Source organism: Brevibacillus sp. AG162, assembly GCF_006715575.1.
Lineage (GTDB): Bacteria > Bacillota > Bacilli > Brevibacillales > Brevibacillaceae > Brevibacillus > Brevibacillus brevis.
Genome location: NZ_VFNO01000013.1, coordinates 68,574 through 88,067 on the forward strand (window position 1 = coordinate 68,574; position 19,494 = coordinate 88,067).

Genomic DNA, 19,494 nt, shown 5'->3' on the forward strand with positions numbered 1-19,494 from the left:
AGATTATCGTACTTTGTCTGGATCGTTGGGTAACTAGTGTACAACGCCAAATTTCTTGCTTAACCCGCCAAATATGGAGACCGGGAAAATACTAGCCCTGCTTGGAACGCCAATTTGAAGGTGTATCTCCTTCCCAAAGGCGGAAGGCCCGATAAAACGAGTTCTGATCTTCATATCCAACTAAGAAAGCCACTTCTTTTATATCGAGCTTGGGATCGGCCAAGTATTCTCGTGCCTGTTCATGTCGAGCCTGTGTCAACAGTTGCTTGAACGTTGTGCATTCATCAGTAAGACGGCGCTGCAAGGTACGATCGCTCATGCCCAGCTCGCTCGCAACAGCTCGAATATCAAGGCGGCCGCAGGTTAGACTTCGCTTCAAAATCCACTTGACCATCTCAGCAATTGAACGACTGCCCTGTTCATCCAATGATCGGTCCAATACAGGCGTCAAAATCTCCAGCAATTCTTTGTTGTACGAAAGAAAGAGGCGGTCCAAATCACGTCGATGGAGTGTTAATCGGTTATCGGTGGCACCAATCCGGACAGGGCAACCGAAGTAAGCTTCAAGGGCAGCTACATCCCCCATCGATTGAGAAAATTCCACGGACTGTGCAGTTAAAGGCTTGCCCGTGCCCCGTCGCCCAAGCTCTAGAAGAAAGGCTAGCGTGGTTCCTACCAGCACTGGTGGTCCGGGTTGCTCGCTCTGCATCCACTCCAATTCGATTGTACAGCGCTCGCCCTCCTCTGTTATGCGCAAACTTTCCGGAGGGCACAGTTGTTTGTACCGGGCCATTCGATTAAGAGCGTCGCGATAGTCACGAGCATGGTAGGTCGCTAAAACGGCCGGTGGGTATTGTGCTGTTTCAAAGGTGGTTGAAAGCTTGATGATTCCGATAGCCGAGTCACCAACTAGATCGGAGTACGCTTGCCAGATTCTGAAATATTGGGCAGTGGTGACGACAGCTGGTTCTGTAAGAATCGCGAGCGGCACGCGCGCTTTGTGAGCTAGGTCGTGGGGGGCAATCCCTAGTCGTTGTAATCCCGCCAAAAATCCCGCCGGGAACTTTATACGGTCTGATTTCATTACGTATGGATCTCCTTTAGTTGCTTACCTATTCGCTCCGGTTATGATTCATTATACATACGAGCATGATACTCGGTACTGGGGATGCTCATAGCCTATACGAACGAACAGTATGGTTTCACACGAAGAGAAATGATGCGGCGACTCGCTATCGGGGCTTAGACTCGCTTACTTCTCCCTTTTCGTCTATGCTCGCTCCATAGGAAATGCGGTTGAGCTTGTCGATAATCCTCTTTTTGTTTTTCTCGTCCATCGGAGCAGGCTGACCGTTTGTGAGCTTCACCGGGATCACGCGGCTCTTGCTCCCGTCTTTTGAAAACGTCAGTTGGACCATCACGGCTTCGCGACCTTTCGGATTGCGCGAGGTGGTAAACACAAAATTCCCTACGCTGTAGTAGATCGGCACCTTTTTATAAAACTCAACGCCCATGATCGAATGGCTGTGCGACCCGACAATGGCATCCACACCGCTGTCGATCAGCTTTTTCGCCATCTCACGCGCATATGGTTCTGGATAATCCTTATATTCCCGATTCCAGTGCATGACCGCAATTGTAATGTCTGACTCCGCCACTGCCTTTTTTACATAGGACAGCATCGGCTCATACGAATAGGCATGTGCGAGACCTGGCTTGTTTTTTCGGGCATACCAACGCTCATTTGGAAGGACACGGCTGATCCCGATGACTGCCACGCGTTTCCCCTTAATCGTTTGGATGTAGGGAGCGAATGCTTCTTCCTCGTTTTTCCCCGCCCCCACGTAACCGATCTTCGCCTTTTTCAAATGCACCATCGTGTCAGAGAGCGCGTCCATTCCGTAATCGAGCGAATGATTATTCGCCAGATTGACCACGTCGAAGCCCGCGTTCACGAGTCCCTTCAATGACTCTGGCTTCGCACGATAGGTATATTCCTTTTTCTCCGGACGTCCTCGCGTACTGACTGGTGTCTCCAGATTGCCAATCGTCAAGTCTGCCTGATTGAGAAAATCCGCTGTTTTTTGAAACGGATAATCTACGCCGTACCGCGCGATCTGATTCCCGACGCTCTTATCCAAAATCATATCCCCGACAAACACTACCTGAATGGAATCCTGGTCCTGCATATCTCCTTCGCTGCTCGCCTGGACAGCAGCAGATTCCGTTCCCATCGCAACACAGAGCATCACTGCAGCTACCACGATTACGGCGTGTTTCCATCGTCCTATCTTCATGCCCTCAGCCCATCTCTCTTTTTTGCTTCCATTCTAGAAGGCGTGGGATGTGAAGCCTGTTGAAGCATGTCTGGCTTCCGTGGAAATTTCTCGCCGAAAAGTGACGGGCATGCAGAAGATGGCGGTTTGGGGCGCCTGCTACTCGAGTTAAAATATTCCACTATTTTCCAAATGTCGATTTTTGCCGATAACAAGTATAATGGACACATAAGATTCTAATACATAGGACGGTAAAAACATGCTCCATCATTCCATTATGCTGAAAACCAAAACAGCAATGCCCGCCGCTCGGTCGAATAGCGTTCACAGGAGCCGACTGCTGCAAAAAATGGACGCTGGTCTGCAATGCCGACTAACCACGTTATACGCCCCAGCCGGGTATGGAAAAACGACCTTGCTCAGTCAATGGGCTCATCAGTACGGCGGTACCACTGTATGGCTCTCACTCGATGAGATGGATAATGACCTGATTCGCTTTTGGAGATACATCGTATTTACGCTGTCTGGATCTACCTTCACAGAACTCTCCGAGCGAATGGAACCAGCCATGAAAGCAACCAGTCATACCTCGATCTTTACCTTCATCGATTCCCTTCTCAATGAACTCGCTGCTACGTCGCAGCCCCTTGCTATCATTCTCGATGACTACCACGTGATCTCGGATGAGACGATTCACAGCAGTCTCGCTTATTTTCTGGAATATGTCCCGAGTCACGTCCATCTGTACATCGCCAGTCGCAACACGCTGCCTTTTTCTACAGTCAAATGGAACGTCCGCCATGAAGTATGTCACATTGAGGCGGGACAATTTCTTTTCAGTCATCAAGAGACGGACAGCTTTTACCGGCAGGTTCATGATTTACCTCTGACCGAAATGCAAATCGAACAGCTCGTGAAAAGTACGGAGGGTTGGGTCGCCGGCTTGCAGCTCGCTGCCATTTCACTCGTGAATACGGAGAACCACGATCAATTTTTTGCCGGATTTACCGGCTCTCATCGCAATATTTCGGAGTATTTGTTTCATGAAGTGATCATGCGACTTCCGGAAGTGGAGCGCAGCTTCCTGCTCAAAACCTCTGTGCTGGCGAGAATGGACGCTCACGTGTGCCACGCTCTGACTGGACTGACCCATTGCCAACAAATGCTGACCCACTTGCACCGCCAAAACATTTTCTTAATCCCGCTGGATGATTACGGGACGTGGTATCGGTACCATCACTTGTTTGCCGATTTTTTGCGCAGTCAATTGGAGCAGACAGCTCCCGGAGAAGCACGTGAGCTGCACCGACTAGCCAGTGGGAGCTATGCGGAACGCGGAATGATGGACGAAGCGATCGATCATGCGATGGCCGCTGCCGATTACACGTTGGCTGTAAGTTTATTGGAGCAACATATTCCGGTACTGCTCCAACGCGGCGAGTTTTCCAGCTTTCTCAGAACGCTGGACAGCATCCCTGATCACGCAACCTATTTCTCACCCCTTTTTCGCCTGATCTATGTGTTCCTCTCGGTTGCTTGCGGTTATACGGATCGGGCAGAGCTTGCCCTCGCCCAATTGGAGCAAAGCGTTGCAAGCCTGGAAGACTCGACGGAGCATCAACAGTTTTTGAGCGGGCTGTTTTTTGTGCGGGCGAATCTGGTGTTTGCAACCGGAGATTTTGAGAGCTGGATTGCCAGTTCATCACAGTTGAGTGGTGAGCTGCCTGAGAGTCCGTTGTTTTACCATTTTAATTACAACACGACAGAGCCCTTTATTCGGCGTACGCGATTCGGGTTAAAGGGGATGCTGTCCGATCAGACAGAGGCTGTCGGCAAGCAGTTCTCCGGCATACTCGAAGCACATGGTTGGAAGGATTCCTTGATCAACCTGTACGTCGTTCAAGCGTTGGCGGAGGGGCTGTATGAGGAAAACAGACTGGAAGAAAGCCTCGATCATCTTCAGCGAGTTCGTTTCGTTGCCTTGCAAAAGCAAATACCTGGCCTGCTCGTCCCCTATGCACTGACATACGCCAAGCACAAGCTGGTGGAGGGAAATTTTGCTGCGGCACGAAAAATCATTTCGGAGGCACGAGAGACGGTCGCGAGCTGGGGGGCTTCGTATTGGTTCAACCCATTACAAGCATTTCTCGCACACATCGCGATCCAGGAAGGGGACATCAATTTGGCGAAAACGGAGTTGTCCAAGCTCCCCCCTTCCATTTTGAATCAGCCTAGCATTCAGAGAGAATTAGAGGTTTTGACCTATGTCCGTTTGCTGCTCGCCCAGCAGCAGGAACAGGAAGCCTTGCGTATGTTAGCGATCCTAAAGCCATCCAGTATTCGCGAGGAGCTATTAATCAGTCAGGTAGACATCGCCATCCTGCAAGCCCTCGCCTACCAGCAGTGCGGCAACAAAAAGGAAGCGCTGGCTTTCCTTCACGAAGCGCTCTTGATTGGCGGAAACAACTGCTACGTCCGTAGCTTTCTCGACGAAGGAACGGCGATGTCTCACCTCTTGCACGATTACCAGCTCCGATTGAGAAAACGATCCCAACAACCTGGTCCGTCTGTATCGGCTGCGTATGTCAATCAACTGCTATCCCTTTTCCCTAAGAAAATGGAGAAAAGAAAAGCTCCTTTGATCGAGCCGCTAACCGGAAAAGAAATGATTATCCTTTCCATGCTGGCCAAAGGAGCATCCAACAAAATGATCGCCGATGAGCTAGGGAATACGCTCGGGACGGTCAAGGTGTATTTGCATCGGATATACGGCAAGCTCGGTGTCACCAATCGCACACAAGCTCTACTGAAAGCTCAAGAAATTTCACTGCTTGAAAATAGTCCTGTTGATTAACGGAACTTTTCGATATGCCCTCTTGCAAAAAAAGCGTCCAGCATGCGGGGCTCTCTGCCGAGGAAAACGTGTTGCATACTTTCATGTCAACACGTTTTCCCTTATTTCGGTGCCATCCTGATTGCCCCATCCAGCCGGATCGTTTCTCCATTCAACATCGGATTGGTGATGATGCTGTTCACGAGCATCCCGTATTCTTGCGGATTTCCCATACGAGCGGGAAAAGGAACAGTCGCACCCAACGCAGCTTTTTCCGAGCGCGGGAGCTGATCGAACATCGGCGTGTCAAATAGACCGGGAGCAATCGCCATTACGCGTATGCCATACCAAGCCAGGTCTCTTGCTAGGGGCAGGGTCATGCTTACGATTCCGCCTTTGGAGGCGCTATAGGCAACCTGCCCTACCTGCCCTTCAAAAGCCGCCACCGATGCGGTATTGATGACGACACCCCGCTCCCCCTGCTGGTTCGGCTCGTTTCCTGCCATTTGCTCCACCGCCAATCGAATGACATTAAAAGTACCGATCAGATTGACTGAAATGACTTTGCTGAAGGATTCCAGTGGATGTGGACCGCTTCGCGACAGTGTTTTTTGTGCCAAACCGATTCCCGCACAGTTGACCACGGCATGAATCGTACCGAATGTGCCAGCAGCCTGATCGATTGCATCCCGTACACTCACCTCACTCATAACATCCGTATGCACGAACAAAGCATTTTCACGCCCCAGCTCATTCGCCAGCGCTTGCCCCTTCTCTACCGTCAAATCAAGAATGGCTACTCTTCCCCCGTGTTGAACTACATTCCTCACAGCGGCTTCTCCCAAACCGGAAGCACCACCCGTTACAATGGCAACCACTTCCCGCATATCCAAGCCATTCTCTCCCTTCCTCTGCAATTGCATCCGCATTCAGAAAAAAGCTTTGCAAGTTGGGTACCAACCGAGTACCCCCTTGTCACACGTGGTTTTTATTCGAAACAAGCAGACTGCACCTTCTCAAATCCAGACAGGTATGAGACATCTGTGTCCGGGCAAAGGACAGTTGTGCTTATCCATCTCCAACATTTTAGGGCTTGCTATTTACAATCACCCCCATTATATTTTACTTACCGGTAAGTAAATAAAAGTGGAGAGGAAAGAACCCGGATGAAAGTGTCTTCTACCAGAGTCATTGGTCTCGATTTTGCGAGGGCGTGGGCCATGCTGGGCATGATGATCGTCAATTACGTCGTCATCTTGAACGCAGAGCATAGCGGACCTGACTGGCTTATCGCTTTATCCAGTTTGTTTCAAGGCAGAGCATCTACCGTATTCGTTGTTTTAGCAGGTATTGGAATTGCGTATATGACAAAAAAAGCGAGGACCTCAGGCGACCCGGCCCTCTTGCAGGCTAGCCGTCACATTCTTTGGAAGCGCTCCTTGTTTTTATTCGTGACCGGAATCTTGCTCTATCTCGGTAGTTGGAGCGGCGACATCCTGCATTACTACGGCGTCTATATGCTCATCGCCTCCTTCCTCCTCGTCGTATCGGGGAAAACGCTTCTTCTCGCTTTTAGCGGCATCCTGCTCACAGCCCAAACGCTACAATTGTCGTTCAACTATATGCAAGGGTGGGACCCGAGGCAACCATTTATCGAGTATCTTGATTTTTGGACGGTCGAGGGATTCTTGCGGAACTTGCTGTACAACGGCTATCACCCGGTATTTCCCTGGATGTGCTTTTTTCTTCTCGGCTTGTGGCTGGGTCGACTTAACCTGCTTGATCGATCTGTACGCAAAAAAATGTTGGGCTGGACAACTGCCCTGTTTGTCAGCTTGGAAGTTTTATCGTATGGGCTGATCAAGCTCTCTACTCCGGTCGTCGGAAGCGAGATCGCCCTATTTTTATGGGGAACGAAACCAGTTCCACCCAACCTGTTTTATGTGCTATCCAGCTCAAGCTCTGCTGTCATCATTATCCTTCTGTGCGTCAGCTTTGCGGAAAAATTCGCAAACAGCTGGTTTACGCAAACATGGGTAAAAACCGGACAGCTGACACTGACACACTACGTCAGTCATATCATTGTCGGGCTCGGCCTCCTCGCCTTGATTGGCAGATTCGAAAATCAAACGCTCGCTTTTGCGATGCTCTACGCCGTAGGATTCTTCCTCTTTTCCATTGTGCTCTCGCTCTTATGGAGGCGTTGGTTCGAGAGGGGACCTTTGGAGAGCATCATGAGAAAAATAAGTGGGTAACCATTCTGTGGGTTCATCCGTCTGCTATATAGGAGAATTTTGCTAATCATTCACACACCAATTTCGAAGTAGTCAGACGAACTGGAGATGATCTCATGAGTCCTATGGTTTTTTTCAAAAAGGCTGTCCCCGCGAACGCGGAGCAACTCACCCAAATTGCTATTCGCTGCTTCGCAGAAGACGTCCAAAAGTACGGAGAAGGCCCTGCCGGACATGACCAGCCCGACCAGCATATTTTGTTCATGCAAAAGGCCCATTACTATACGATCTTGCTGGATGACCAGATCGTCGGCGGTTTTTGCCTCATTCCAGTCGATCATGAGCATTTGGAGCTGGGGATCATCTATGTCGATCCTGATAAGCAAAACTTGCGTATCGGAAGCCAGACCATGCAGTTCATGGAAGCAGCGTACCCACACATCAAGAAGTGGACGCTCGATACCGGCTATGAAGCCGTACGCAACCAGCACTTTTACGAGAAATGCGGTTACAAAAAGATCGGCGAGACAGAGCCGAACGCAGCGAATGGTTTTTATAAATTCAGGTATGAAAAACGGATACCTAAATAGATAGATGGAAAAGGGAGAACAGCTACAGGCCATTCTCCCTTTTTTCTTTCGTTACCCCTATTTTCGAATGCCCTTCTTGGTCGCCAATTCCAAGTAGTACGTCGTTTCCGCCTGTGTTTCCTTCGTAAATGCTTCACTGGCCGCATATGCCCGCTCCACTTGGATTTCACTCAGTTTTTGCAAAAAGGCTGGATCCTTCTCCATCTTAGCAATCGCTTCTTCCCATTTGCGGATAACCAACTCTGGCGTTCCTTTAGCAAAAGACACTCCCGTCCACCAGAAAACCGACAACCCTTGAATCCCTTGCTCCTCCGCAGTAGGAATGTCAGGGAGGAATGGACTTCGCGTGTCACCGGATACGGCGAGGATTTTGACCTTGCCCGCTTGCAGCATCGGCATGATCTCCCCCACTGTATGTACCGCTAAAATCGCATGCCCTCCAGCGACTTTCGGGACGGAATCGGAGGCGCCTTTCGTCACGATCATTCTCGTCTTGGCGAAGTCAGCTCCGATCACATCCAGCCACTCCGCTACCCCAAAAGCGGAAAAACCTGCTGGCCCTACAGAAGTCCACGTTAACTGCTCCGGATTCGCGCGCACCCACGCGGAAAATTCAGCGAAATCTTTCCAAGGCGCGTCGGCTTTTACTGCAAAAGCAAGCGTTCCTTTGCCAATCCTGGCTGTATAGACTTGATCCTCGTTTGTAATCGGCGGTGTTTTCATCCCAGCAGCGAGCATCGTCGTATTGGATACATTGACAGCAAGCGCTGTGTAACCATCATTTTTGGCTTGCTTTAAAGCATACTCCGCTCCTACTGCCCCACCACCTCCCGCCTTGTTGACGACGACGATGGGCTGCCCCCATTCCTTACTCAAATAATCTGCTGCCGCTCTGGCCACGAGATCGACTCCTCCCCCGGCAGAATACGGCACAATATACTCCACCTGCTTCGATGGATAGGCCGACTCGACTGTCCCTTGATTTCCACATGCGCTAACGGCTGCCGCCAAAAGCAACGACATCATGACAGCCGCCCATTTTTTATACCCTCTCAATGACTCTTCCTCCCTACGCGACATCTACTCCCCGGTCTCGCTCTTCTTTCAGCCGTTGCTGTGTCCGGCGGTTCAACATCATGGAGATGATCAAAAGTGCTCCTGCTGCCAGCAAGATGGTCAACGATAAAGGCCGAAACAAAACAATGCTGAGATCACCCGAGCCCATCGCCATCGTTTGAATGAATGATTCTTCCAGAAGAGGTCCCAGAATGAAGCACAAAACCAACGGAACAACTGGCCATTTATATTTGGAAAAAACATACCCAAGTCCGCCAAACAGAAACGCTACCCACACATCAAACATGCTGTTCCGCACACTGTATGCCCCAATCGTGCAGAACATCAGGATGATCGGAGCCATGATGCCATATGGCACCCTCGTCAATTTGACCCACACCCATACCATCGGGAGGTTCAGCACGAGAAGCATCGCATTCCCCACAAACATCGAGGCGATGACCGTCCAGACAAAGCTCGCATTTTGTTCAAACAAAACAGGGCCGGGCGTCAATCCGTAGATCATCAAGCCTGCCAACAAAATCGCCAGTGGCGGTGAAGAAGGAATCCCGAGCGAAAACAGCGGGATGAAGCCCGCACTGCTGGTCGCATTATTCGCTGCTTCTGGTGCCGCCACCCCTTCGATCGTTCCCTGACCGAACTTCTCGGGATGCTTCGATAGTTTTTTCTCCATATCGTATGCCAAAAACGACGTGATCGCAGCGGAGCAGCCCGGCAGCAATCCAAGAAAAAAGCCGACAATCCCACCCCTCAGCATGGGCCCGGCACTTGCTCTCAAGTCTTCCTTTTTCGGGTAGACACTGCCTGGCTTGCCAATCAGAGTAGCTGTACGTTTTTCATCAATCCCTTTGAGGACTTCTGTAATCGCAAACAACCCGATGATGATGCTAATCATGTCAAAACCGCCAACCAATGCGGGGACGCCGTAATCAAAGCGTGGCATGCCAGAGGATGGTCCCAGCCCGACAAGAGCGAGCGAATAGCCGAATGCCCCCATCAAAAACGATTTGACCAATGATCCTCCTGATAAACTGACCATCACCGTGAGAGCCAAAATCATCAGCGCAAAATATTCAGGCGGTCCGAATTTTAGCGCTTGATCTGCCAAAATGGGAGCGAAAAAGACGAGGCCGATTACCCCCAGTACCCCTGCACCGAACGAAGCCACTGCGGATATCCCTAATGCCGGCCCCCCTCTCCCTTTTTTCGCGAGCGGATAGCCATCCAGACAAGTGGGGACTGACGATAGCTCCCCCGGGATGTTGAGTAGAATCGCTGTCGTCGAGCCACCGTACATGGCACCGTAATAAATACCTGCCAGCATGATCATGCCTTGTGTCGGCTCCAACACGGCTGTCACCGGAAGCAGAATCGCGATGGCAGAAGTGGGACCGAGACCTGGTAATACACCTACAAAGGTGCCAATAAGAGCGCCGAGTGCTGCCATGAGCAAATGCTCCGGCGTGAGGGCTGAAGTAAAACCAGCCAGTAATAGTTGGAACGTCTCGATGATCAGCACCTCCTTATCATGCTTGCTCTAAAACAAATCTCCTCCAGGCAGTGTGATATGCAGCGAGTAGATGAACACCACATACAGCCCCCCTGTCAAAAGGACCGAGTACACGATGGACGTACGCCACCTATAGCTGCCGATCAGTATAAAAAAGGCAAAGGAGACAAAGAGCGTAGCCATTGTGTAACCGATCGCGCCGAGCAGCCAGACATACAGCAACAGGAATAAAAAGCAAAGCAGCAGGCGCAGCCTTTTTCCAGGAAGAGGCGGTCCGGGATTTGGGGAAGAGACTTCCTCCGTCACACGGAATGATTGGACCAGCAGCACACCTCCGAGCATGAAAAACAATAAGCCGAGAATCGCAGGCAGCGTGTGATCCCCTACGTACAACGACGTCGAAAATGCCTCCAGACGATAGGCCTCGAACGATATGAAGACTCCAAGGATCATACTTAGAAGGGCACCGATAAAATCTGGCTGATTATCCGGGCGTCTCATGTGTATCACCTCAGCAAAAAAGCTACCATCAGCCTATGGCTCATGCGCCCATTGTGTGCGAAAACAGAAAAAAACTACCATACCCAGTCCGCACGGGACAAAGCATATGGTAGTCATCTAGATTTCGATTTGGTCGATCAGACGAATAATGGCATGGGCGACCTTCGCTTCATACGTCTCATTGCTTTCGAACTCGCTCCAAAGCTCTTTGATATCGTAGTTCGAAACATCGTCTATTCGCAGTCCGCAAAAGGAGGAACCATCCTGCTGCTGGGTCGTTTCCCGTTTTGCAGACTCGGAGGAGACATCGTGGATCATCAGCATTTTCAAAAGCTTCTCCATATTGGCCTGATTGCGGATCAAATGAGGCTCCATCCGCTTAACCACCATCCATAATTTTTGCGAATTGACCATCGTCGTTGTCACCATCTGCATTCGCTACCCCCACACTAGTTATAACTATATATAACTAGTTATAATTAATTATAACGAATTACTCAAGTGAAATTGTTGTCTTCCGACTGTTGTGGTCAGTTTTGTACGTATAAGAAATGCCCTCCAATTGGAGGGCATTGATTGTATGGTTCAGTATGTTGCTTATATTTCTACTGTCAGAGAAAAAAGATGATTACCAAGGCTCCGGCCAGCCGTATTGTATAATCGAATTTGTTTGCTTGGCTGGTTGTTCTACTAAAACTGGTAATGTAACGAAGGCGGTTAACATACACAAAGACAATATCCATTTCTTCATGACCTATACCTCCTGTTTGGATCTATGATTACTTCCATTATACACGTTTACCAATTTATGGAGTATATCTACAGGAAGATTTTTTTTCTGTGACACATAGAATTCAAAAAGAACGCTAAGACTTTTATCTGCTTGTTTTATCTCATTGATTGCGCGATAGTAATTCACGCTTTCCACAAGACTATCGATTCCTAAGTCTACTTCGCTTTGTTGAATGTAAAAGATGCCCTTCGTTCGGAAATACAGTCCCATTTGATTGTATTGATTCGGAGTAGTTAAATTCTCTGGCAAAATAGATGCTTCTGCCAAAAATAGTTCACGAATTTTCTTTACTTCTCCTACCTGTATATAAATCTCCAGCAAATCATTCGCGATCACAATCTTGTCATCTTGTGCTTGTTGCGCAAGACACTCTTGTAATACCGGAATGGCCTTATCAAATTTCCCTGTCTTTCCGTATAGTTTCCCCCGAATATGTCTGGCATGTTTATGTACTTCGGGATAATCGAACATTTCGTATCTCTCCAGATAAAAATGTCCCAATGTGTAGTCTTCCAGCTCAAAATAGGAAATGATGATCGCAAGAATGGCTGCTGCTTTTTGCTCACTCTGACTATGGTCGATTTCAAGTCCTTGTTTACACAGATGGATGCAATCTGAATAGAATCCAAGACGCAATGCATGGAAGGAAAATTTATAGTAGGCCAGAATTCGCTCATTGATATGCAGATAGGACGTATAGTGCAATAGCTCCTTGCCCTCTACATAGGTTTGATCTAGCTCACTTAAATTTTCACGTCGAATCATGTATCGTTGGAAAAGCGATCTTGCCAGATACAAAGGAATTCCATGCTCACGTGAGTAGTTACAGATCACGTCATAAAGAGCCAAGCGCAGTTCTTCATCCACTTCCGTTCCTGCGGTTTGATACAGATAGTCTAAAGTAAGAAATGTATTGCTTTTGGGACAATTCAGCAATTGCAAAGCTACTTTGTGGGTAAGAACCACATTCTTCTGTTGCATCACAGCCTCTAATAGAAACTGAAGTGTCGCTTCACGCTTAATTTTATGTAAATAGGGTACGATCGCTGTATAAAGTGGAATATCCAGTACTTTTGCCAGTTTCAAGACATGCTGCATATTTGGTAAAGTAAGTGCATCGGATTCTATCTTACTAATGGTTCCAGAAGCTACACCTGTTCTTTCTGATAACTCAGTCAGTGTTAAGTTTGCTCTATTTCGATATGCTCGTAATATGCCCCCAAAGGTCTTTCCCTCTGAAATCACAGCAAATACACCCTCCTGATGATTCCTTTTTATGGATATGATAGCACAATAAACCACGAATGATATAATCGATTTGAATCATTTTTTAAATAGATTACACTTTTTACTAGAGTGAAGGAAGGAGAAAATGGAAAACTATCTCTTTAGAGTGGGCAATACTATTACTAGGAGTCCATAAGGCAATTATCACTTATTTATTTCCAATTGAGTGGAGAAGATTTGGACCATGAAGTGATCGGGAAAGTTCCATGGCTTCATCAAAATCGAGTGGATAAAGCCTTTATGCAAGCCTAGCAATTGGTTTATTAAATGTTACTAAATTATTTTATGTTGTACTAACGAATTAATTTCATGTCAAACATAATTTGGTTAAGAATGACCTGATATGAAACTACACTCATCAATAATTCACTGTCATAACACCCAAGTATTGGTATGGGTATAGATCAACAGCAATCATATTATGCGTACATGAAGGCATTTACGAAAAAGCCGCTTAACCAAACAAGCGGCTTTTTATGGCTATCTACTTCTGTCTTCTTTAATACTATCCGTTCTTTCAATCATTTCTTAGAATCACGTTGTTGTCTATACGCATTTAGAGCATCCATCCAAATCGTAACGAGCTCTGCAAAATACTTTGTTTCAATGATCGACTCCAATTCCTCGCCAGTATCTATACCCGCTTCTAGCTGTTCCTCAACGTATGAGTTATAAATCCGAGTATAATCCCTCCGTATTTCGGAACTGTATAAATTCCCTGTCCCTTCTGATACTTCTTCTTCCCCGGAAACAACTCGTTGTATCCTATCTAAGATTAAGTTTTTTGAGAGTTCCGATCTAACCTGTCCCTCCAAATACTCTTCCACTAAGGAGAGGTGTTCCGGTAAGCAGATTCGTAGTTTATCAGCTTTTTCATCGAAAAAAATTTTGTAAGGTATCACAAGGATCCTCCCAGATTATGGTTCATAAATGGGGTAAGCTGTAGTAATCCTTCCCTCTTTGTCTAGCCACATTTCAATTTTAATGCCAAAGATTGCGTCAGCACACACTTCATAAATAGCGGTCATTACCTCATCTGCTGACCAATGTTTTGACAGAAGGTTGAGATAAGTATATGCTTTCTAGCATTTGTTGTCTTCCGACTGTTGTGGTCCTGTGAACCTCTGCCACAACCTCTTTCATTTATCCAAACAAATAAGCTGTCGCCAGGACAATGCTCGAGAAAGCATAGCCCGACAACAGCTTCACCTATCCTTCTACTACTCCATCGTCAAAACAACCCGACCATTGATTTGACCTTTTTCCAAACGCTCCAACACTTCGTTAATCTGATCAAGCGGCTGCGTCTCGATGATCGCGCGAACCTTGCCGCGTGCTGCAAAATCAAGCGCTTCTTGCATATCCTTGCGCGTCCCCACGATGGAGCCTTTCACCGTCACGCCATTCAACACCGTGTCAAAAATCGGTATCGGCAACTCAGCATTCGGCAAGCCAACAACGACAAGAGAACCGCCGCGTCGAACGGATTTGTACGCTTGTTCAAACGCTTTTTTAGTGACTGCCACACTGATTGCACCGTGGACACCGCCTACCTGCTCTTGAATTGCTTGTACGGGATCAACCTCACTGCCGTTTACTGTCACATCTGCCCCTAGTTCTTTTGCCAAGTCCAGCTTTTCCTTGTGAATATCGACCGCTACGACGTTGTAGCCCATCGCCTTGGCATATTGGAGAGCCACATGTCCCAAGCCGCCGATGCCGTAGATCGCCACCCATTCACCCGGCTTTACGTTTGCTACCTTCAATGCTTTATAAGTGGTTACCCCTGCGCACAGAATCGGTGCTGCTTCCACATCGCCCAGATCGTCAGGAATGCGCGCTACGTAAGCAGCAGGTGCTACGCAATATTCGGCATAAGCGCCGTCAGCGGAATAACCCCCGTTTAACTGCTGCAAGCACAATGTCTCCCAGCCAGTGAGGCAGTAGTCGCATTCGCCGCAAGCGGAGAATAACCACGGAATTCCTACACGATCTCCAATTTTCAGTGAGGTAACGCCTTCCCCCAGCTTTTCGACAACACCTACGCCCTCATGCCCAGGAATCAAAGGCAGCTTTGGCTTCACAGGCCAATCCCCATGTGCCGCATGCAGGTCCGTATGGCAGACACCGCACGTCTTGATTTTTACCAGAACCTCACCGTGCCCGACTTCTGGAATAGCGACTTCCTTTACTTCCAGCTTTTGATGGAATTCGTTGACTACTGCTGCTTTCATCTTGACCTTCCTCCTCTTTTTTCCCCTTCAGGCATGTGCGCAAAGGGCAGGTATTCTTCCCGCCTCCTACTAATTGCAAGCAATGTGCCAATATGAAAGCGCTTTAAAAAGCAGAAATGATGCCACTCCTCGTCTTCCGTGCAGCCGATATTGCGGCACATGAGCCGAAAAATCGGCCCACTTGCCAACCTTTTGGCCGAAAAAGGGTATTCATCCTTGCCTGCGGTATTACTACGTAGTGGAAAAAGGGGGAGTACGCATGCAAATATCCAAGTTCATGACGCCGGAAATCATTTTCGGGAACCAGTCTCTCGGCCAGGTAGGGGAAAGCTTGCGCCGATTGGGAGCTTCTCGCGTCTTTCTTGTCAGTGATCCTGGTGTGGCAAGCGCTGGCTGGATCGAGCGAATCATTTCTTACTTGCAGCAGCAAAAGCTCGACTACCATCTATGGACCAACGTGACAGCCAATCCGAAAGATTACGAAATTCATGCCGGGATTGCCGAATATCGCGCCAAGGAGTGCAATGCCATTCTCGGTGTTGGCGGAGGCAGTGCGATCGATGCAGCCAAGGCAATCGCTTTGTTGGCTACCAACGAGGGCAGCATCGTCCAATACGAAGGCGTCGATAATATCCAGCATCCCCTTCCTCCCATGGTGATGGTACCAACGACAGCGGGCTCCGGTTCGGAGGTTTCGCAATTTTCCATTATTGTGGACAGTACACGCAAGGTGAAAATGGCGATCATCTCCAAATCGCTCATACCCGATATCGCGATCATCGACCCGCAAACCTTGATGACCAAGGACAAGCTGCTCACTGCCAATACAGGTATAGATGTGCTGACACATGCCATTGAATCGTATATTTCGCTCGCCGCGACGCCGCTGACCGAGGTGCATTCGCTGCAAGCCATGCGTCTCATCGCCCAGCATTTGCGCCCATCTGTCGCCAGTCAATACAATACAGAGGCCAAGCAAGCGATGGCCATGGCGAGCCTTCAAGCCGGAATCGCTTTTTCCAACGCCATACTCGGTGCTGTGCATGCCATGTCCCATCAGCTTGGGGGATTCCTCGACGCTCCGCATGGCGAGGTGAATGCCATCCTGCTCCCCCATGTGCTCGAGTACAACTATATCGCGGCACCGGAAAAATACAGGCAAATTGCTGAATGCCTCGGGGAAAACACGGCGGGCTTGAGCACACATGCCGCCTCTCGTCTCACACTCAAAGCGGTCAAGGAGCTGGTAAGCGATCTGGAGGTGCCCCAATCGTTGTCCGCCATCGGGCTGCATCCAGAGCAAATTGACCTACTCAGTTCGCTCGCCGTACTGGACGTGTGCATGACGACCAATCCCCGCGACATGACCGTCCATGATGTCGCAACGCTGTTTCGCCAAGCCTTGTAGGAGGTTCGTCATGCATACCAAACAAGAGATTTTGGAAAAATTGACCGGGATTCAATCCTCGCGAAAAAGCTATTACAGTGAGCTCGTCTATCTGATCGAGGAGATGAAAAAGAAAAACAAGCAGCTCGCCGTCATTAACCAGCTCACACAAATTCAGATCAACGCCACCTGGCAACAAACAACCAGTTATATCGCCGCACAGCTCTCGCAAATTCTCGCGTTCGAGCATTTTGCCCTGACCATTGTGAAGGGAGGCATGCTCTCCTCCTATCTCGCCAAGTGGAAGGACGGGGATTGGCAATGCCATACGCTGACACAGACCGTTTCAGTGGAAGCCCCTGTGCTCACCGGGCAGGTTCACCTTACCCTTGCCGAAGTGCTGCCTGAGCATCACGCTACCTCTGTTCCGCTGCGCAGCCAATTGAATCAGACCTTTGGTTTTCTGACGCTCTTACGCCAAACAAAGCAGCTGGCAGATCGAGACGAAGCCGAATTGATCCAGCTCGTCGCCAGCCATGTCGGTGTCGTCGTAGAAAACAGCCTGCTTTTTCAAGACGTGAATGAAAAGATCAAAATCGAAGCCCAACTGATTCAATCCGCAAAAATGGCGGCGATTGGCGAGATGGCTGCGGGCATTGCCCATGAGCTGAACAGTCCGCTCACGGCCATCCTCGGAAACTCTCAATTGCTCATGCGCGAGATGACAGATGCCCCAGAGGCCCCTTTGATGAAAGACATCTATCAATGCGGGGTACGCTGCAAAAAGATCATTCAAAACCTGCTCACCTTCTCACGGCAGGAAGAGTACTTGTTTTCTACTACCTCTATTGACGAGGTCGTAGAGGACGTGCTCGGGCTGATTGGCTACCAGCTGTCTGTTTCCGGCTTGACCATAACCCGGGAAATGTCCGAGCCTCCTCTGCTGTTTCATGGAAGTCGTCATCAGATCGAGCAAATTGTGATCAATCTCCTGTTAAATGCACGGGACGCTGTGGCAGGCAGGGAATCTCCACACATCGTTATCCGTTCCTTCCTCGTACCAGAGGACAATAGCTCTTACGTAGGGTTATCCGTTTACGATAACGGCACAGGGATTTGTGCAGAACAGCTTTCGCAGATTTTTCAGCCCTTCTTCTCGACGAAGGAACGGACAAAAGGGACTGGTCTCGGGCTTTCCGTCAGTCTTGGAATTGCAGAAGCACACGGCGGGAAGCTGTTTGCTGAAAGCGTGGAGGGAGAGTACAGCAAGTTTACGATGCTTTTGCCACTGTTAGCTGACGAGGAGGACAACGATGGAGAAAAAACGGATTTTGATCGTGGATGATGAAACAGAAGTGACTACCTTTTTCACCTATTTTCTTAAGAAAAAAGACTGCGATATTATCGTCGCCAATTCTGGCAAGGACGTGGAACGGCTGCTTCGCTCGGATTCTACCGGCTTTCACGCTGCACTCGTGGACCTGAAGCTGCCTGATGCCGACGGATTGACGCTGCTCAAACAGATCAAGGCCGTATTTCCCGCCTGCGAAGTCTTGATCATGACGGGCTTCAGTACGATTAAATCGGCTGTGACAGCGATGCAATGGGGCGCGCGCGATTACTTGGAGAAGCCGTTCGACGATCTGGACAGTCTGGAGCAAGTCATCGACGCGGTGCTCTCCTCTGCCAGCAAACAAAGCGATCACCTATCCCAAGAAGCCGCCCAATATGGTATCGTGTATTCATCTGACAGTCCGATGGCCAATGTGACCGCAATTGCCAAAAAATTAGCAAAAAAGGCGATCCATGTGCTCATTGAAGGCGAGACGGGTACGGGCAAGGAGCTGATGGCCCGTTTTCTCCACGGAGCAAGCAATCGCGCCCAGCAGCCTTTTGTCGCTTTTAACTGCGGGGCAGTCCCGGAATCCTTGCTGGAAAGTGAGCTGTTCGGCTATGAAAAGGGCGCTTTTACCGGAGCCCTCAAATCTCGCAAAGGCCTATTCGAGCTGGCACATAACGGAACGCTGTTTCTTGACGAGATCGGGGAGGCTCCCCCTTCCATCCAAGTGAAGCTCTTGCGTACGCTAGAGACGGGAGAGTTCATGCGCGTCGGTGGCGAGCAGATCGGTCAGAGCAATATTCGCTTTATTTCTGCCACCAATCGCGATTTGGAGCATGAAGTCGAGATGAATCGTTTCCGCAGTGACCTGTTGTATCGTCTGGAAGGGATCAAGCTGTCGATTCCTCCTCTTCGCGAACGGATTCAGGATATCCCCACCATCGCGCACTACTACTTGCAAAAGCGCAGTGGAGGGCCGTGCGAAATCGACCAAGATGCCATCGAGCTCTTGCAGCGCTATGATTGGCCCGGTAATGTCCGCCAGCTGATCAACGTTCTGAATCAAACCATCGCCTTGCACGAATGCGAACGACTGCGTGCCGAGCATTTGCCAGCGAATTTGCGAAGCCGCACGGTACAGGTGCATCCACCCACTGTCCCCAAACGGATCGAGCAGGTCATCGATCACGAATGCGAGCGTTTTGTCGATACGATACTCCGCCTTGTCACCTCTGTAGACGGGATCGACTTCGATTATTTGATCAAACGTATCAAGCAACTCGAAGGCGAGATCGGGCGAACGATTATCGAAAAGGGCTTGACCGAAACGAATGGAAACAGACAGCTTTTAAGCAAAAAATTAAACATCACCAAACGGACGATTCGCTACATTTTGAATGAAAAAGCATAACGTCTGCATTGGCGCATCTAGG

The 19,494-nt window shown here is 49.1% G+C and carries 17 protein-coding genes; 6 read left to right on the top strand and 11 right to left on the bottom strand.

Annotated elements, in window-relative coordinates; genetic code table 11:
* Positions 1 to 91 precede the first annotated feature (91 nt).
* Together FB479_RS27150 and FB479_RS27155 are read right to left on the bottom strand one after the other, a co-directional pair.
* Positions 92 to 1,084, bottom strand: coding sequence for an AraC family transcriptional regulator (locus tag FB479_RS27150; protein ID WP_142067346.1), 993 nt, complete (start codon positions 1,082 to 1,084; stop codon positions 92 to 94).
* Between the two features lie 148 nt (positions 1,085 to 1,232).
* The gene (locus FB479_RS27155; protein ID WP_142067347.1) at positions 1,233 to 2,297 is read right to left on the bottom strand and encodes a CapA family protein; all 1,065 of its coding nucleotides are present in this window, start codon (positions 2,295 to 2,297) and stop codon (positions 1,233 to 1,235) included.
* Positions 2,298 to 2,535: 238 nt separating this feature from the next.
* Between FB479_RS27155 and FB479_RS27160 the strand changes: the two genes are divergently transcribed.
* Entirely contained in the window at positions 2,536 to 5,130 is a 2,595-nt protein-coding gene (locus FB479_RS27160) for a winged helix-turn-helix domain-containing protein (protein ID WP_142067348.1), read from the top strand.
* A gap of 101 nt (positions 5,131 to 5,231) precedes the next feature.
* Here FB479_RS27160 and FB479_RS27165 read toward each other — a convergent pair whose 3' ends face one another.
* Positions 5,232 to 6,002 carry a 3-hydroxyacyl-CoA dehydrogenase gene (locus FB479_RS27165; RefSeq protein WP_106653872.1) on the bottom strand — a complete coding sequence of 257 codons (771 nt, stop codon included), beginning with the start codon at positions 6,000 to 6,002 and terminating at the stop codon, positions 5,232 to 5,234.
* A gap of 273 nt (positions 6,003 to 6,275) precedes the next feature.
* Here FB479_RS27165 and FB479_RS27170 point away from each other — a divergent pair, with 273 nt between their 5' ends.
* Together FB479_RS27170 and FB479_RS27175 are read left to right on the top strand one after the other, a co-directional pair.
* Positions 6,276 to 7,364: a DUF418 domain-containing protein gene (locus tag FB479_RS27170; RefSeq protein WP_142067349.1), complete on the top strand. Its 1,089-nt coding sequence runs from the start codon at positions 6,276 to 6,278 to the stop codon at positions 7,362 to 7,364.
* A 95-nt stretch (positions 7,365 to 7,459) separates the two neighbouring features.
* The gene (locus FB479_RS27175; protein WP_106653870.1) at positions 7,460 to 7,933 is read left to right on the top strand and encodes a GNAT family N-acetyltransferase; all 474 of its coding nucleotides are present in this window, start codon (positions 7,460 to 7,462) and stop codon (positions 7,931 to 7,933) included.
* Positions 7,934 to 7,990: 57 nt separating this feature from the next.
* Here FB479_RS27175 and FB479_RS27180 read toward each other — a convergent pair whose 3' ends face one another.
* The 8 genes from FB479_RS27180 to adhP all read right to left on the bottom strand — a co-directional run bounded on the left by FB479_RS27180 (position 7,991) and on the right by adhP (position 15,335).
* A complete protein-coding gene (locus FB479_RS27180; protein ID WP_142067350.1) occupies positions 7,991 to 9,013 on the bottom strand; it encodes a tripartite tricarboxylate transporter substrate binding protein in 1,023 nt (340 codons plus the stop codon).
* Positions 9,003 to 10,529 (bottom strand): tripartite tricarboxylate transporter permease, encoded by a 1,527-nt coding sequence (locus FB479_RS27185; RefSeq protein WP_142067351.1) that lies wholly within the window; start codon positions 10,527 to 10,529, stop codon positions 9,003 to 9,005. The genes FB479_RS27180 and FB479_RS27185 overlap by 11 nt, the downstream gene beginning before the upstream one ends.
* 18 nt (positions 10,530 to 10,547) lie before the next feature.
* Entirely contained in the window at positions 10,548 to 11,021 is a 474-nt protein-coding gene (locus tag FB479_RS27190) for a tripartite tricarboxylate transporter TctB family protein (RefSeq protein WP_106653867.1), read from the bottom strand.
* A gap of 117 nt (positions 11,022 to 11,138) precedes the next feature.
* A complete protein-coding gene (locus tag FB479_RS27195; protein ID WP_142067352.1) occupies positions 11,139 to 11,456 on the bottom strand; it encodes an HD domain-containing protein in 318 nt (105 codons plus the stop codon).
* A 193-nt stretch (positions 11,457 to 11,649) separates the two neighbouring features.
* A complete protein-coding gene (locus FB479_RS31105; RefSeq protein ID WP_255438721.1) occupies positions 11,650 to 11,772 on the bottom strand; it encodes a hypothetical protein in 123 nt (40 codons plus the stop codon).
* A gap of 3 nt (positions 11,773 to 11,775) precedes the next feature.
* Positions 11,776 to 13,059, bottom strand: coding sequence for a helix-turn-helix domain-containing protein (locus tag FB479_RS27200; protein ID WP_106653865.1), 1,284 nt, complete (start codon positions 13,057 to 13,059; stop codon positions 11,776 to 11,778).
* A 563-nt stretch (positions 13,060 to 13,622) separates the two neighbouring features.
* Positions 13,623 to 14,003, bottom strand: coding sequence for a hypothetical protein (locus FB479_RS27205; protein WP_106653864.1), 381 nt, complete (start codon positions 14,001 to 14,003; stop codon positions 13,623 to 13,625).
* Between the two features lie 318 nt (positions 14,004 to 14,321).
* Positions 14,322 to 15,335, bottom strand: coding sequence for an alcohol dehydrogenase AdhP (gene adhP, locus FB479_RS27210; RefSeq protein ID WP_142067353.1), 1,014 nt, complete (start codon positions 15,333 to 15,335; stop codon positions 14,322 to 14,324).
* 259 nt (positions 15,336 to 15,594) lie between these two features.
* Here adhP and FB479_RS27215 point away from each other — a divergent pair, with 259 nt between their 5' ends.
* Genes FB479_RS27215 through FB479_RS27225 form a run of 3 tightly spaced genes read left to right on the top strand, consistent with a single transcriptional unit; the run spans position 15,595 to position 19,472 of the window.
* On the top strand, positions 15,595 to 16,743 hold the full coding sequence (locus tag FB479_RS27215; protein WP_142067354.1) for an iron-containing alcohol dehydrogenase: 1,149 nt from the start codon (positions 15,595 to 15,597) through the stop codon (positions 16,741 to 16,743).
* 10 nt (positions 16,744 to 16,753) lie between these two features.
* On the top strand, positions 16,754 to 18,067 hold the full coding sequence (locus FB479_RS27220) for a sensor histidine kinase (RefSeq protein ID WP_106653861.1): 1,314 nt from the start codon (positions 16,754 to 16,756) through the stop codon (positions 18,065 to 18,067).
* Positions 18,036 to 19,472 (top strand): sigma-54-dependent transcriptional regulator, encoded by a 1,437-nt coding sequence (locus tag FB479_RS27225; RefSeq protein WP_142067355.1) that lies wholly within the window; start codon positions 18,036 to 18,038, stop codon positions 19,470 to 19,472. The genes FB479_RS27220 and FB479_RS27225 overlap by 32 nt, the downstream gene beginning before the upstream one ends.
* The last annotated feature ends 22 nt before the right edge of the window (positions 19,473 to 19,494 follow it).

Bases quoted from the DNA above. Each gene is read 5' to 3' on its own strand.
- FB479_RS27175 (WP_106653870.1), top strand. From the start codon at position 7,460: ATGAGTCCTATGGTTTTTTTCAAAAAGGCTGTCCCCGCGAACGCGGAG.
- FB479_RS27160 (WP_142067348.1), top strand. From the start codon at position 2,536: ATGCTCCATCATTCCATTATGCTGAAAACCAAAACAGCAATGCCCGCC.
- FB479_RS27190 (WP_106653867.1), bottom strand. From the start codon at position 11,021: ATGAGACGCCCGGATAATCAGCCAGATTTTATCGGTGCCCTTCTAAGT.
- adhP (WP_142067353.1), bottom strand. From the start codon at position 15,335: ATGAAAGCAGCAGTAGTCAACGAATTCCATCAAAAGCTGGAAGTAAAG.
- FB479_RS27195 (WP_142067352.1), bottom strand. From the start codon at position 11,456: ATGCAGATGGTGACAACGACGATGGTCAATTCGCAAAAATTATGGATG.
- FB479_RS27150 (WP_142067346.1), bottom strand. From the start codon at position 1,084: ATGAAATCAGACCGTATAAAGTTCCCGGCGGGATTTTTGGCGGGATTA.
- FB479_RS27180 (WP_142067350.1), bottom strand. From the start codon at position 9,013: ATGTCGCGTAGGGAGGAAGAGTCATTGAGAGGGTATAAAAAATGGGCG.
- FB479_RS27220 (WP_106653861.1), top strand. From the start codon at position 16,754: ATGCATACCAAACAAGAGATTTTGGAAAAATTGACCGGGATTCAATCC.
- FB479_RS27170 (WP_142067349.1), top strand. From the start codon at position 6,276: ATGAAAGTGTCTTCTACCAGAGTCATTGGTCTCGATTTTGCGAGGGCG.
- FB479_RS27155 (WP_142067347.1), bottom strand. From the start codon at position 2,297: ATGAAGATAGGACGATGGAAACACGCCGTAATCGTGGTAGCTGCAGTG.
- FB479_RS27215 (WP_142067354.1), top strand. From the start codon at position 15,595: ATGCAAATATCCAAGTTCATGACGCCGGAAATCATTTTCGGGAACCAG.
- FB479_RS27225 (WP_142067355.1), top strand. From the start codon at position 18,036: ATGGAGAAAAAACGGATTTTGATCGTGGATGATGAAACAGAAGTGACT.
- FB479_RS31105 (WP_255438721.1), bottom strand. From the start codon at position 11,772: ATGAAGAAATGGATATTGTCTTTGTGTATGTTAACCGCCTTCGTTACA.